We start from the raw sequence: 14,153 nt of genomic DNA on the forward strand, positions 1-14,153 counted from the left end.
GTGTGGCGGGCCACGCCGGTGTGAAGCGGGACGCCGGTCGACGCGGAGGTCCGACCGATGTCCGGTCGCCATCAAGGGGCGACCCTGACACCGATGGGGCCCTGAGCTTCCCGCACTTGTGAGCGGACGCCGCGGTGAGGTAGGGTGCGAGCCACCACATCACCCTCCCCGCACGGGGACACCACGACCATGCGAATCAAGAAGCCGGCCCCCGCCGCCCTCACCCTTGCGCTCTGGAGCGCGCTGAGCCTGGGCGCTCTGGCGCCGATGGCGGCCCTCAGCCCCGCCTGGGCTGCGACCGGCGCCGCCAGCGCGGTGACCACCGACGGCGGCTCGCTGCAGGTCAAGCTGGAGAAGGTCAAGCTGGCCAACGGCTTCGAGGTGATCCTGGTCGAGGACCATCGCCTGCCGCTGATCGCCTTCAACATGTGGGTGCATGCCGGCCCGCGCAACGAGGCCGCCGGCCAGACCGGCTTTGCCCATCTGTTCGAGCATCTGATGTTCGCCGGCACCCGACACATTCCGCGCGGTCAGGCCGACAAGATCGTGGATGCCGCCGGCGGCACCGACTCGAACGGCACCACCGACTTCGACCGCACCAACTACTTCTTCACCCTGCCCTCCAACCAGTTGGAACTGGGCCTGTGGCTGAAGTCCGACATGCTGGGCTACATGATCGACGAGGTCGATTCGGTCGCGCTGGCCAACCAGCAGGACGTGGTGCGCAATGAGCGCCGCCAGTCGGTGGAGAACCGGCCCTACGGCATCGTCGAGGAAGCGGTCTTCCAGGCGCTCTATCCCGAAGGCCATCCCTACCGGGCCTCGGTGATCGGCTCGCATGCGGACATCCAGTCGATCAAGCTGGCCGATGTGAAGGCCTTCGCCCGCCGCTACTACCGCCCCAACAACACCACGCTGGTGCTGGCCGGCGATTTCAATCCGGCCGATGCGAAGAAGCTGGTCGAGAAATACTTCGGCCCGTTGAAAGCCGGCGAGGCGGTGCCACCGGTCCATGTGCCGCAGCCCACGCTGACCGAAGAGAAACGCCTTGCAGTGACCGACCGCATCGAGCTCTCCCGGCTGAACATTGCCTGGCACACGCCGGCGGTGTTCCAGCCGGGCGACGCGGAACTGGACATTGCCTCGCATGTGCTGGGCGGCGGCAAATCCAGCCGGCTGTACAAGACGCTGGTCTATGACAAGCAACTGGCGCAGTCGGTCTCGGTGTCGCAGTATTCGCTGTCACTGGGCTCGGTGTTCAACATCGAGGTGGTGGCCCGGCCCGGCAAGTCGCTCGAAGAGATCGAGAAGCTGGTCAATGACGAGCTGGACGCGCTCTCGCAGAATCCGCCCACGCCCGAAGAGATGGCCCGCGCCCGCGCGGCGGTGGAAACCGGGCTGCTGACGCGGCTGGAAAAGGTGCAAGGCCTGGCCGACCAGATCAACTACTACAACCAGCAGGCGGGCGATCCCAATTACATGGCCAAGGACCTGGCACGCTACCAGGCCATGACCGCCGCCCAGGTGCGCGACGTGGTGGCCCAGCAGTTGAAGAAGACGGCCCGCGTGGTGGTTTACGCCACGCCTGGCGAGCAGAAGCTGGCCGCCGAAGTGCCGACGCCGCCGATGCCCACCCGCGCCGGCAAGGGCGAGCGTGAATCGCTCAATGCCGATGCGGCCTGGCGCAAGACGCCGCCCAAGTCGGGCAAGGCCAAGCCGCTCACGCTGCCCGAGGGCAAACGCACCACGCTGGCCAATGGATTGACCGTGATCCAGGTGCCCAACCCCGGCCTGCCGCTGGTCAGCGCCAGCCTGGTGCTGCGCGCCGGCCAGACCGCCAACCCGGCGGACAAGCCCGGCCTGTCCAGCTTCACGGCGGCCATGCTGCAGCAAGGCACCCAGACCCGCAGCGCGCAGCAGATCGCCGATGAGGCAGCCGCCCTGGGCGCGACCCTGACCAGCGGCGCGGGTCGGGACGAGGCCCGGATCGAAGTCAGCAGCCTGAAGCGCAACTTCGGCCAGAGCCTGGCCCTGCTGGCCGACGTGGCGATGCATCCGGCCTTCGCCGAGGCCGAGGTCGAACGCCAGCGCGCCGAGCGACTCGCAGCACTCGCCCAGCAGCGCGAACAGGCGCCCTCGGTCGCGGCCGTGGTGGCCAACCGGGTGCTCTACGGTGAAGGTCATCCGCTGGCCCGCAGCAGCCTGGGCGACGAGGCCGCCATCCAGGCCACCGACGCCGCCTCGCTGCGCCAGTTCTGGCAGCGCCATTACCGCCCGGACGAGGCTGCGCTGGTGGTGGCGGGTGACCTGTCAGAGGCCGAGCTGAAGTCGCTGGTCGACAGCCTGTTTGCAAAGTGGGAGCGGCCGACAGCGGCAGCGGCGGCCGTCAACACCGCCGCACCGCAGCCGATCGACGCGCGCGTGGTGCTGGTGGACAAGCCCAATGCACCGCAGACCGCGCTGGCGGTGGTGGCCGCCGGACCGAAGGCCGGTGTGCGCGATGCCGCCGACCTCAAGGTGATGAACGCGGCCATGGGCGGCCTGTTCACCTCGCGCATCAACACCCAGTTGCGAGAGGTCAAGGGCTACACCTACGGCATCTACTCCGCCTATTCGATGAACCGCGACAGCGGCAACTTCGCGATCCGCGGCAGCGTGCGCACCGATGTGACCGGGGCCGCGCTGTCCGACATGTTCAAGGAGATCGACGGCATGCGGGCCAAGCCCATGGGTGCGGCCGAACTCAGTCGGGTGCGCAATGCGCAGTTGCTGGCACTGCCGGGGCTGTTCGATACCAACCGCGTGATGGCCGCCACCTACGCCAGCGAATGGGCGCTGGGCCAGCCGGCCGACAGCATCACCTCGCTGCCGCGCCAGTACGGCGCCGTGACCGCGCAGAGCGCCTACCAGGCGGCGCGGACGCGAGTGGATCCCGCTGCGCTGATCGTGGTGGCGGTGGGCGACAAGGCCAAGGTGCTGCCGCAGCTCGAGGCGCTGGGCCGCAAGCCGCTGGCGCTGCGCGATGTGACCGGCGCCCCGGTCAGCGCCGCAGCCTCTGCGGTGCCGGCATCGGCGGCCAAGCCCTGATCGCGCCGGTGCGGACGACCGGGCGATGATGCCCGGCGGATGACGTCGATCGGCGTTGTCCGCCTGCGTTGGACACGGCCCGCGTGGTGCATACCGCGCGGGCCGTTGTCCTTTGCGGCGATAGCGCTAAAGCGCATCGCACGTCAGCGCATCGCATCGCACGTCAGCGCATCACTCGTCAGCGCATCTCTCGCCAGCGCATCACCCGTCAGCGCGTCATCGGCAAGGCGGCGCCCATCAACGCGAACAGCGTGCCGCAGACCTGGTTGAAACGACGGCCACTGCGTTCCAGCCACGGCCGCACGCGGTGTGCCAGGCTGGCGATCAGGATCTCGACCATCGCCTCGACCAGCACGAAGGTGGCGGCGAGTTGGCTGAACTGCAGCAGCAGATCGCGGTTCGGATCGATGAACTGCGGCAAGAAGGCGCCGTAGAACAGCAGCACCTTGGGATTGGAGATCGCCGACAGCAGCCCCTGCCGGAACAGTGACCGCGCCGAGGCCCGCGCCGCGCCGGCGGCACTCGGCGCCAACCTGATGGCCGGCGCTCGCCAGAGCTGAATGCCCAGCCAGATCAGATAGGCGCCGCCGATCACCTTGAGCACCAGCAGCGCGCTGGAGGCGGTCTGCAGCAGCGCGCTGATGCCCAGCATCGACAGCGCAATCAGCGAGGTGAAACCCAGCGCGCCGCCGGCCACCGTCCACAGGGTGCGTCGATGCCCATGCATCGCCCCGTGCGCCAGCACCAGCAAGCTGTTGGGGCCGGGGGTGAGCGACAGACCGATGACGGTCAGCAGATAGAGGGTCCAGGTGTGCAGCGCCATGCACCGATTCTGGACCAGACCGGACCGGGCCGGCGCGGCGGTCGCGGCAGGCGCGAACGCTGTGGCATCCGCGTCACCGCGTCACCGCATCACCGCATCACGGCATCACGGCATCGCCCCGCCGCAGGCCTGCCTTCCGCCATTCCCATAGGCGCAGCGCCCCAGCAGCTTTGAGCAGCGGTCGATGGTCGGCCACGGCCGCCCGCCTGACCCCCACGAAGGCAGCCGTGGCGCCTTGCGATGGCTGACCGACCGGTGCGCCGAACCCCACTCCACGCATCCGTCGGGGTGATGGTTCAGAATGCCGGCATGACCGATCTGAACGCCTACATGACCGGCGTCGGCGAATCGGCCCGCCGGGCCGCAACGCTGATGGCCGCCGCGCCGACCGCCGCCAAGAACCAGGCCCTGCTGGCCCTGGCCCGCCGCCTGCGGGAGGCCGGCCCGGTGCTGGCCGAGGCCAATGAGCGCGACCTGGCCGCCGCCCGCGAGGCCGGGCTGGAGGCGCCGATGGTGGACCGGTTGCGGCTGGATGCGAAGGTGCTGGCCACGGTCGCCGAAGGCTGCGAGCAGATCGCCGCCATGCCGGACCCCATCGGCGAGATCACCGGTGTGAAGCGCCGGCCCACCGGCATCAGCGTCGGCCAGATGCGGGTGCCGCTGGGCGTGTTCGGGATGATCTACGAAAGCCGCCCGAACGTGACCATCGAGGCCGCCTCGCTGGCGATCAAGAGCGGCAATGCCTGCATCCTGCGCGGCGGCTCCGAGGCGCTGCACAGCAACCTGGCTCTGGCGGCGCTGGTCGGCGACAGCCTGGACGACGCGGGCCTGCCGCGCGATGCCGTGCAGTTGATCAACACCGTGGACCGCGCCGCGGTGGGCCTGCTGATCACGATGCCGGCGCATGTCGACGTGATCATTCCGCGCGGCGGCAAGGGCCTGATCGAGCGCATCAGCCGCGAGGCCCGGGTGCCGGTGATCAAGCACCTGGACGGCAATTGCCACAGCTATGTGGATGCGGAGGTCGACATCGACCTGGCCGTGACCGTGGTCGACAACGCCAAGACGCAGAAGTACAGCCCCTGCAATGCCACCGAGTCGCTGCTGGTGCATGCAGCCCAGGCGGCAAGTTTCCTGCCGCGCATCGGCATGGTGTTCTCGGCCAAGGGTGTGGAGATGCGCGCCTGCCCGCGCGCGCTGGCGCTGCTGAGCCAGGTGCCCGGCGACCTGCGCCGCGCCGCCACCGAGGCGGACTGGGACACCGAGTACCTGGCGCCGATCATCAGCATCAAGGTGGTGGACAGCCTGGACGAGGCCATCGCCCACATCAATCGCCATGGTTCCCATCACACCGATGCGATCCTGACGACCAACCACATGAACGCGATGCGCTTCCTGCGCGAGGTGGATTCCGCCAGCGTGATGGTCAATGCCAGCACCCGCTTTGCCGACGGCTTCGAATACGGCCTGGGCGCGGAAATCGGCATCTCGACCGACAAGTTCCACGCCCGTGGACCCGTCGGCCTGGACGGGCTCACGTCGATGAAGTGGGTGGTGCTGGGTCAGGGCGAAGTCCGGAGCTGAGACGGAAGGGCTCGCCGAAGGCGGGCCCGGCGGCCATCGGGCCATCGGGCCGTCAGGCCATCGGGCTGTCGGACCCTCGGACCGTCACGCCGTCAGGCCCGCAGACCGTCGAGCCATCGCGCCCATCAGCCTGCCAAGCCATGTCGACAAATGCCTCTCGGTCCGTCAGGCCGCTCCGGCCCGCTGCGTCTCAAGGCAGTCCATCAACGACCGCTTCCTTCGGCACACTGATGCGATAGACCGCCTGGAATCGCTGCGTCTGCTGGGGCGCCAGCGGCAGTTCCCACATCTGGATGCCGGGCTGATCGCGCCAACCGGCACGGGTCACCGCCGGGGTGAACTGGGTCTGGACACGGATGTCCTCATGCTCGGCCACCGGCGCGGCCTCCAGCACCTGCAAGGTGACCGGCCGGGTGCGCAGGTTCTCGACCAGCCACTGGCGGGTGATGACGCTCTCGCGGCGTGAGCCGATCAGGCCGGTGGTGGCGCCCTCCCGCTTGTCCGGTTCCACCCGCACACGCAAGCGGTCGTCACGGCCGAAGGGAATCGACCAGGTGGTGTCGTCGCCCAGTTGCAGCGGCGTCTGTCCGATCAGGCTGTTGTCGCGAAACAGCTGCACCGGGCCGCTCGGCCAGGAGCCCTGCGGACGCGGCACCTCGGCCACGAGATAGGCCGCCGCCTCGGTCTGCGGCTGCACCCGCGCCAGCAGCTTGGCTTCCATCGAGACCCGCCCGAGGCTGACGGTGGAGCGCTCGCCATTGGCCATCAGGGTGACCGGCTGCGGCAGGTCGTACTCGGCGCCGAACTCACCTTCGAACACGCTCGCATCGAAGTTCACCGTCGCGGCCCGCGAGCCGGTGACCGCCACCTTGAACTCGGCCACGGGCGGCGCGGCAGGGGCTGGCGCGGCCATCGTCGCCATGGGCACACGATCGAAAAGAGAGGCCTCTCTCATGCGCGTCGCCATCGACAGCGTCCACGGCTGCAAGGGGGAGGCGGCCGTGGTCTGGCGCGGTGGCACGGTCGACAAGCGCAGCTTCACATCCACCCAATCTTCTCCGCTGGCCTGGGCAATCTGGGCCAGTCGTTCGATGGACAGCGCGCCGCTGGTGGTGTCCAGCCGGGCGCGGTACTGCGGCTGCCAGCCGGCACCCGACAGTCGATAACTCAGCCCCAGTTCGGTCTGACCAGGGGCCGACAGGCGCAGCGTGACCACCGAGACCTCGCCACCGGAGGCCAGTTGCGCCGCACGCGCGGCCCGCAATTGCAGGTCGATCTCGGTGAGGCGCTCCTGGAGCGCCTGCTGTCGCACGACCAGCTCCTGGCCGTTGCGCCGCAGGGTCTCCAGGCCGGCGGCCAGGCCGGGGCCGGGCTTGGCCTCGCGGTCCGACAGGCCCTTCAGATAGCCGAGCGCCAGATCCACACCGCTGATCTCGGCGTTGACGGCATCGCGCTGCTTTTCCAGTTCGAGCACCTTGGGATCGCGGCGGCGGCACTCCGGCAGCGCATCCCGCGACTGGCGCTCGATCTTGAGCTCGCCCAGATTCACGCCGGCCGGTGCCTGCACCTGCAACGCATCCTGGTCCAGGCCCGCCGGCAGGCAGGAAAACCGGGCCAGGGTGGCGCCCGCAGGCACCCGCAGTTGGCGGTCCACCTGGGCGCCGCCCGGATAGAGCAGCACCTGGCGGATGGTCGAGGTCGGTGCGCCCGCCTGGGCCGCTGCGCTGATCGGCATGACCGCACCGGCGGCTCCGGCCAGCGCAAGAATCGTGAACAGTCGTTGCATCTTGTCCTCCTGGACAATGACGGTAGCACGGCCCTGGCACACTTCCGGGTCTGCGTTTTCAGTCGTCGTCCCATGCCGCCTTCCCTGCCCGCCACGCCGCCCGCCGCCGTCACCGCCTCCAGCCGCAAGGCCCTGGTGCTGTTCTCCGGTGGCCAAGATTCCACCGCCTGTCTGGCCTGGGCGCTGGACCGCTTCGCCGAGGTCGAGACGCTGGGCTTCGACTACGGCCAACGCCATCGCATCGAGCTGGACTGCCGCCAGACGGTGCGCGCGGAGATCGCGGCCCGGTTCCCGCACTGGGCTCCGAAGCTCGGCGAGGACCATCTGCTGGACCTGAGCCTGCTGGGCCAGATCTCCGACACCGCGCTGACCCAGGAACGCGCGATCGAGCTGCAGGCCAACGGCCTGCCCAACACCTTCGTGCCGGGACGCAACCTGCTGTTCCTGACCTTCGCCGCCACGCTGGCCTACCGGCGCGGCGCCTCGGTGCTGGTCGGCGGCATGTGCGAGACCGATTTCTCCGGGTATCCGGACTGCCGCGACAACACCCTCAAGGCGCTGCAGGTGGCGCTGAGCCTGGGCCTGGACACGCCGATGACGGTGGAGACGCCGCTGATGTTCATCACCAAGGCCCAGACCTGGGCGATGACGCAGGCGCTGGGCGGCGACGCTTTGAACGATCTGATCGTCGAGCACACCCACACCTGTTATCTCGGCGAGCGCACCACGCGCCACGACTGGGGCTGGGGTTGCGGCCACTGCCCGGCCTGCGAGCTGCGAGCACGCGGCTACCGCGAGTTCCGGCAGGCCGAGGCCGCGCATCCATGAGCGCGGGCTGGGAGCTCTGGCTGTGGGTGCTGGGCGCGCTGCTGCTGTTCTGGGGCATTGGCGCCTACAACCGGGTGATGCTGCTGCGCAATGAGATCGGCAAGGCCTTCGCGCAACTGGATGACGCCCTAACCCGACGCACCGAGCAAGGCGAAGCCTTGCTGCTGCTGCTGCGTGAACGGCTGCCGAGCGAGCAGGCCAGCCTGGACGCCCTGGCCACCGCCCAGGCGGAGGCCAAGACCACGGCGCAAGCGGTGCGGGTGCGCCCGTATGCGGCCGATCCGATCGCGCAATTGGCGGTGACCTCGGCCGTCCACGGCGCCGCGCTGACCCGCATGGTGTCGCTGGTGGAGCACCATTCGGAACTGGTTTCGGACGCGGCGGTGAGCACGGTGATCGACGAGCTCAAGCTGATCGACCGCCAACGCGCCTTCGCACGCCAGTTCTTCAACCAGGCGGTCCACAACTACAACGACGCGGTGCGTCAGTTCCCGACCCGGGTGCTGGTGAGCTTCTTCGGCTTCAGCGAATCCCGCAGCCTGTAACGCGACGGGCCGCCCGAGCGGACGCATGCGGTGCGCGCCTCGCGCGCCCGGTCGCCGACAGCGGGGGCCCACGATGGCGCGTTCCCAAGCCCGCTCCTACACTCATCGCCGTCGACCGTCGCGCAGCCTGCGGCGGTGGGTTTTGCAAGTTGGGCAAGGTGATGGCCTCGCACGGGGCCGGGAGCACAGCATGGTCCGCGCGCGGTGGTGGTGGATGATCAGCCTCGTCCTGTCGAGCGCCGCCTTCGCGGCGTCGCCGGCCGGTGCGCCGCCGGCCGACGGCGCGGCACCGGACGCCGCGCAGGCGCTGCGGGTGAAGGCACTCGCGGCCACGTGCACCGCCTGCCATGGCACCGACGGACGCGCCGTCAGCGATCCCGCAGTGCCGGGGTTGGCGGGCCGATCGGCGGCCGATCTTGAGGCTCAGATCCTGGCCTACAAACGCGGGGAACGCCCGGGTACCGTGATGCCGCAGATCGCCAAGGGCTATGACGAGGCACAGATCCGCGCCATCGCCCGCTACTTCGCCGCGCAGTCGATGGCCACTGGCCGCTCGCCGTCGTCGCGAGGTGCACAGCCATGATGCGCCGACGCGATTGGCTGGCCGGCACCGGTGCCACCGGCGCGGCGCTGGGTCTGTCATTGGGCATGGGAATGCCGCTGCCGGCGCGGGCGGCGCAGGGCCTGGCCCGCGCCCGCGTGATCGTGGTCGGCGGCGGCATTGGCGGCACCACGGCGGCCCGGTATTTGCGGATGTGGTCGGGCGGTCGGCTGGAGGTCGTCCTCATCGAGCCGCAGGCGGATTTCGTGTCCTGCCCGATGTCGAATCTGGTGCTCGGCGGCTTCCGCGCGCTGGACGATCTGCGGCGTCCGCTGGACAGCCTGCAGCGGCAGCACGGCGTGCAGCTCATTCGCGACCGGGTCCGGTCCATCGACACCCGACATCGCCTGGTGCTGCCGGCCCAGGGCGCGCCGCTGCGCTACGACCGGCTGGTGCTGTCGCCCGGCATCGATCTGGATTGGGGCGCTGTTCGCGGCCTGGAAGCCGCTCACGACGAGGGCCGCGTGTTGCAGGCCTGGAAGGCGGGACCGGAAACGCTGGCCCTGCGGCGGCAGATCGAGGCCCTGCCGGACGGCGGTGTGCTGGCGATCACGATTCCGGAAGCGCCCTACCGTTGCCCGCCCGGACCTTACGAACGCGCCAGCGTGGTGGCGGCCTGGCTCAAGCGGCACCGCCCGCGGGCCAAGCTGCTGGTGTTCGATGCGAATCCGGACATCACCTCCAAGGCCGCGCTGTTCCGCAAGGTGTGGGCCGAGCAGTACGCCGGGCTGATTGAGTACCGGCCCCTGCACAAGGCCATCGCCGTGGATGCCGGACGGGACACGGAGGGCCGCAGCACGGTGCGCTTCGAGCTGCAGGAGCCCGAACGCGTGGACCTGCTGAACCTGCTGCCGCCGATGCGCGCCGGGTCGCTGGCGCGGGAGACGGGGCTGACCGGTGCGGCCGGCCGTTGGTGCGAGATCGACTACCAGACCTTCGCTGCGACCGCCGCGCCGGACATCCATGTCATCGGCGATGCGATCCAGGTGGCGCCGGCCATGCCCAAGAGCGGGCACATGGCGAATGCGCATGCCAAGGTGGCGGCCGCTGCGGTCATCGCTTCGCTGGCAGGGTGGGAGCCCGATCCGGCACCGATGCTCACCAACACCTGCTACAGCCATGTCGACGGCGAACGGGTCATTCACGTGGCCAGCGTGCACCGCTATCTGGCGGGTGAGCGCACTTACCGCGCAGTGCCGGGATCGGGCGGCGTGTCAGACGCGCCCAACGCGCTCGAAGCCCGCTATGCGTGGCATTGGGCGCGCACGCTGTGGGCGGACATGCTGGGCTGAGTGAAGTCCCCGCGCAGGCCCGCGCACGCGTTCACACGCTCATGCGCTCATGCGCTCATGCGCATTCGATCGCGCCGGAGCTGACCAGCTCGTCGAACAGCGCGGTGAGCATGGCGCCGCTCATGCGGTAGGGGTCGAGCTTCTGGGTTTCGCCGTACTTCAGCAGCAGCCCCGGATTGAGCCGGTGCAGATTCACCTGGCCCATCGACCAGCCTGCATAGCGCCGCTCGGAGATCTCCTGATAGGTGAGCAGGATGGGCGCGTCATGGCGGTTGTCCATGACGATGCGCTTGTAGCGCGCATTCACCGGATCCCGGCCGCCTTCGAGCACCTGGATGAAGACGCCGTCGTTGTACCAGAGCAGGCCGGTGATGCCCTCGGCCGGGTTGTGATCGCGGGAGCGGCGAAGGATGTCTTGCAGATCCTGGGGGCTCAGCTCGCGCGAGGCGCGGCTGGCGTAGACGAGACGGACAAGCATGGCGATTCCTGGTTCGTTGAAGACAGTTCGGCAGATCAGGCAGATCAGGCAGATCAGGCGGTTCGGCAGTTCGGCAGATCAGGCGGTTCACCCCTGCGGCGGGTCTGCAGTTCGACGGTTCAGCGGCTCGACGGTTCAACCACGGTGCGGCCATCCCGCGCATCCCGCTTCAGTAGCAAGCTTCAAGCCCGCGGCACCGCACCGAACGGTCGGGCGCGGCCGGCGCCTCGCAGAACCGGGGGTCAGCCCTTGCGGATCAGCGACAGGAACTCCCGCCGCAGGTTGGGATCCTTCAGGAAGGCGCCGCGCATCACGCTGTTGATCATGGTGGATTCCATGTCCTTCACGCCGCGCCAGTGCATGCAGAAGTGGTCCGCATCCATCACGATGGCCAGGCCGTCCGGTTGCACACGGGCCTGCAGCTCATTGGCCAGCATGGTGACCGCTTCTTCCTGGATCTGCGGACGGCTCATGATCCAATCGGTCAGCCGGGCGTATTTCGACAGGCCGATCAAGTTGGAATGCTCATTGGGCAGCAACCCGATCCAGACCTTGCCAATGATCGGGCAGAGGTGGTGGGAGCAGGCGCTGCGCACGGTGATCGGGCCGACGATCATCAGTTCGTTGAGGCGCTCCACATTCGGGAACTCGGTCACTGCCGGCGCGGCGGCATAACGTCCGGCAAACACCTCGCGCAGGAACATCTTGGCCACGCGCTTGGCGGTGTCCTGGGTGTTGTGGTCACCGTCGGTGTCGATCACCAGGGACTGCAGCACCTCCTGCATCTTGGCCTGGACTTCCTTTTGCAACTGATCGAGTTCGCCGGGTTCGAGGAACTCGGAAATGTTGTCGTTGGCGTGATAGCGGCGCTGCGCCTGCACCAGGCGGTAGCGGATGCGCTCGGACGCCGGCAGCTCAGCCAGGGCGTCAGGGCTCAGGATGGGGGTGGCAGTCATGGGTCGTGGGGGTCGGCGATCAAGCCTGCCCAGGTAGTGATGCCGCGGATCGGCGAAGGGTGAGGGGCGATTGTCAGCCCAACCGGTGCTCCGTGCGAACCGTGGGCCCATTCGGAGCCACCCCGACCCCCGGCCCTTAAACTCCGCCGGTGTCTTCCGCCCCTGCCCCCGTTTCCGCTCCCCCGCTTCATCGTCTGCTGGCCCATGGGGCCGACGCCGTCCAGGCCGTCCGCGAGGGCCACTCGCTGACCGACTGGCTGGCCCGCTGTCCAGCCGAGGTGCGACCGGGTGTCCAGGCCCTGAGCTTCACCGTGCTGCGTCGCCTGGGCGCTGCCCAGGCCCTGCGCGCCCGGTTGGCGCCCAAGGCGCCGCCGGCGCGGGTCGATGCGCTGCTGGTCACTGCGCTGGCCCTGCTGTGGCCGGGCGAGACCGCCTACACCGAACATACCCTGGTCGACCAGGCGGTGGACGCCGCTCGCCAGCGCTCGCCCAAGAGCGCGGGCTTCGTGAATGCGGTGCTGCGGCGCTTCCTGCGGGAGCGCGAGGCCCTGGTGGCGACCGTGCTGCGCGAGGATCCGGTGGCGGCGCACAACCATCCGTTGTGGTGGCAGCAACGGCTGCGCCAGGACTGGCCCGACGACTGGCAGGCCTTGCTGGCCGCCAATCAGCGGCGTCCGCCGATGACGCTGCGGATCAATCCGACCCACGGCGACCTGCCCGCTTACCTGGCCCGGCTGCGCGAGGTGGGCATCGAGGCGCGCCCGGCGGGTCCGCTCTGGCCGCAGGCCGCGGTACTGGACTCGCCGCGTCCGGTGCATGCGCTGCCGGGCTTCGATCAGGGCCATGCGTCGGTCCAGGATGCCTCGGCTCAACTCGCCGCGCCGCTGCTGCTGGGCGCGCTCACGCCGCAAGACCTGTCCCCGGGCGAGTCCTGGTCGATGTTGAGCCCGGGCGCCCGGGTACTGGATGCCTGTGCCGCGCCGGGTGGCAAGACCGCCCATCTGCAGGAATTGGCCGGCAACGGCCTCGATCTGCTGGCGTTGGATGCCGACAGCAAACGGCTGGAGCGCGTCAGCCAGAACCTGCAGCGCCTGCAGCTGAACGGCCAGGTCCGCGCGGCCGATGCGCGCGACACGGCCAGTTGGTGGGACGGCCGCCCCTTCGACGCCATCTTGCTGGACGCACCTTGCAGTGCATCCGGCATCGTGCGGCGGCATCCGGATGTGCGCTGGCTGCGCCGTGCCAGCGACATCCCCGCGCTGGCGGCCATCCAGTTGGCGCTGCTGGACGCCTTGTGGCCGCTGCTCAAGCCAGGCGGCCGGTTGCTGTACGCGACCTGCTCCGTCTTCAAGGCCGAGGGCCAAGATCAAATCGACGCGTTTTTGCAACGCCACGGGGACGCGCGTTCGCGTCTGTTCGCACAGGGCGCCGGGCATCTGCTGCCGCTCGCAGACAATGCCCTTCATTCCCCCCAACAAGGTGATGTAGGTGTGACCGACGGTTTCTACTACGCCTTGCTACAGAAGTCCCCGGCTGCGTGAGTCGTCCCTCTTGTTCCGCATCGCTGCGTTCCTGGCTGCGTCGCCTGACCCTGGTCAGCGTGCTGCTGGCCCTGCACGGCTGGACGCTGGCCCAGGGCGTGACGCTGCAGCAGCTGACCGCAGAACGGGCTGAGGATGGCCTGGCCCTGAGCTTCAGCACCCGGTTCGATCTGCCGCGACAGGTCGAGGACGCGTTGCTCAAGGGCGTGGCGGTGTATTTCGTCGCCGAGATCCAGGTCTTGCGCAACCGCTGGTACTGGCGTGATGCCCGGGTGGCCCAGGCCACCCGCACCTGGCGGCTGACCTGGCAACCCCTGACCCGCCAATACCGGGTGAGCACCGGGGGCCTGCACCAGAGCTATGACACGCTGGGCGAGGCCGTCGCCTCGCTGCGGGGCGTGTCCGGCTGGCGGGTGGCCGAGAGCAAGGACATCGAGGACGACGGTCGTTACTACCTGGAGTTCAGCTACAAGCTGGACACCACCCAACTGCCGCGGCCGATGCAGATCGGCCTGGGCGCCAGCCAAGGCTGGACGCTGGCGGTCGACCGCAGCGTGACCCTCAACCTGGAGGCGCCGGCATCGACGCCTCCGCCGAACAAGCCGCAGCCCTGAATCTGTCCATTGATCGCT

12 protein-coding genes are annotated in these 14,153 nt (G+C 69.1%); 8 read left to right on the forward strand and 4 right to left on the reverse strand.

Going from position 1 to position 14,153, the window contains the following annotated elements:
• Window positions 1-189 precede the first annotated feature (189 nt).
• Window positions 190-3,087, forward strand: a complete 2,898-nt coding sequence (locus N4261_RS24300) for a M16 family metallopeptidase (protein WP_261757813.1) — start codon at window positions 190-192, stop codon at window positions 3,085-3,087.
• A gap of 208 nt (window positions 3,088-3,295) precedes the next feature.
• On the opposite strand, the gene N4261_RS24305 is transcribed toward N4261_RS24300, so the two are convergent.
• Window positions 3,296-3,910, reverse strand: a complete 615-nt coding sequence (locus tag N4261_RS24305) for a LysE family translocator (protein ID WP_261757814.1) — start codon at window positions 3,908-3,910, stop codon at window positions 3,296-3,298.
• Between the two features lie 309 nt (window positions 3,911-4,219).
• On the opposite strand from N4261_RS24305, the gene N4261_RS24310 reads away from it, so the two are divergent.
• Window positions 4,220-5,494, forward strand: coding sequence for a glutamate-5-semialdehyde dehydrogenase (locus tag N4261_RS24310; RefSeq protein WP_261757815.1), 1,275 nt, complete (start codon window positions 4,220-4,222; stop codon window positions 5,492-5,494).
• 190 nt (window positions 5,495-5,684) lie between these two features.
• Here N4261_RS24310 and N4261_RS24315 read toward each other — a convergent pair whose 3' ends face one another.
• On the reverse strand, window positions 5,685-7,280 hold the full coding sequence (locus N4261_RS24315; protein WP_261757816.1) for a DUF4139 domain-containing protein: 1,596 nt from the start codon (window positions 7,278-7,280) through the stop codon (window positions 5,685-5,687).
• A 72-nt stretch (window positions 7,281-7,352) separates the two neighbouring features.
• Here N4261_RS24315 and queC point away from each other — a divergent pair, with 72 nt between their 5' ends.
• The 4 genes from queC to N4261_RS24335 all read left to right on the forward strand — a co-directional run bounded on the left by queC (window position 7,353) and on the right by N4261_RS24335 (window position 10,546).
• Window positions 7,353-8,108, forward strand: coding sequence for a 7-cyano-7-deazaguanine synthase QueC (queC, locus tag N4261_RS24320; protein ID WP_261757817.1), 756 nt, complete (start codon window positions 7,353-7,355; stop codon window positions 8,106-8,108).
• Complete coding sequence (locus N4261_RS24325) at window positions 8,105-8,653, forward strand: LemA family protein (protein WP_261757819.1); 549 nt, start codon at window positions 8,105-8,107, stop codon at window positions 8,651-8,653. The genes queC and N4261_RS24325 overlap by 4 nt, the downstream gene beginning before the upstream one ends.
• A 214-nt stretch (window positions 8,654-8,867) precedes the next feature.
• The gene (locus tag N4261_RS24330; RefSeq protein WP_261757821.1) at window positions 8,868-9,236 is read left to right on the forward strand and encodes a c-type cytochrome; all 369 of its coding nucleotides are present in this window, start codon (window positions 8,868-8,870) and stop codon (window positions 9,234-9,236) included.
• Complete coding sequence (locus tag N4261_RS24335; protein ID WP_261760838.1) at window positions 9,236-10,546, forward strand: NAD(P)/FAD-dependent oxidoreductase; 1,311 nt, start codon at window positions 9,236-9,238, stop codon at window positions 10,544-10,546. The genes N4261_RS24330 and N4261_RS24335 overlap by 1 nt, the downstream gene beginning before the upstream one ends.
• 55 nt (window positions 10,547-10,601) lie before the next feature.
• Here N4261_RS24335 and N4261_RS24340 read toward each other — a convergent pair whose 3' ends face one another.
• Together N4261_RS24340 and folE are read right to left on the reverse strand one after the other, a co-directional pair.
• Window positions 10,602-11,024 (reverse strand): BLUF domain-containing protein, encoded by a 423-nt coding sequence (locus tag N4261_RS24340; protein ID WP_261757823.1) that lies wholly within the window; start codon window positions 11,022-11,024, stop codon window positions 10,602-10,604.
• Window positions 11,025-11,266: 242 nt separating this feature from the next.
• Window positions 11,267-11,980: a GTP cyclohydrolase I gene (gene folE, locus N4261_RS24345; RefSeq protein ID WP_261757825.1), complete on the reverse strand. Its 714-nt coding sequence runs from the start codon at window positions 11,978-11,980 to the stop codon at window positions 11,267-11,269.
• Window positions 11,981-12,129: 149 nt separating this feature from the next.
• Between folE and rsmB the strand changes: the two genes are divergently transcribed.
• Entirely contained in the window at window positions 12,130-13,521 is a 1,392-nt protein-coding gene (gene rsmB, locus N4261_RS24350; RefSeq protein WP_261757826.1) for a 16S rRNA (cytosine(967)-C(5))-methyltransferase RsmB, read from the forward strand.
• A complete protein-coding gene (locus tag N4261_RS24355) occupies window positions 13,518-14,135 on the forward strand; it encodes a DUF4390 domain-containing protein (protein ID WP_261757827.1) in 618 nt (205 codons plus the stop codon). The genes rsmB and N4261_RS24355 overlap by 4 nt, the downstream gene beginning before the upstream one ends.
• The last annotated feature ends 18 nt before the right edge of the window (window positions 14,136-14,153 follow it).

Source organism: Roseateles amylovorans (assembly GCF_025398155.2).
In the GTDB taxonomy this organism is placed as follows: domain Bacteria; phylum Pseudomonadota; class Gammaproteobacteria; order Burkholderiales; family Burkholderiaceae_C; genus Roseateles; species Roseateles amylovorans.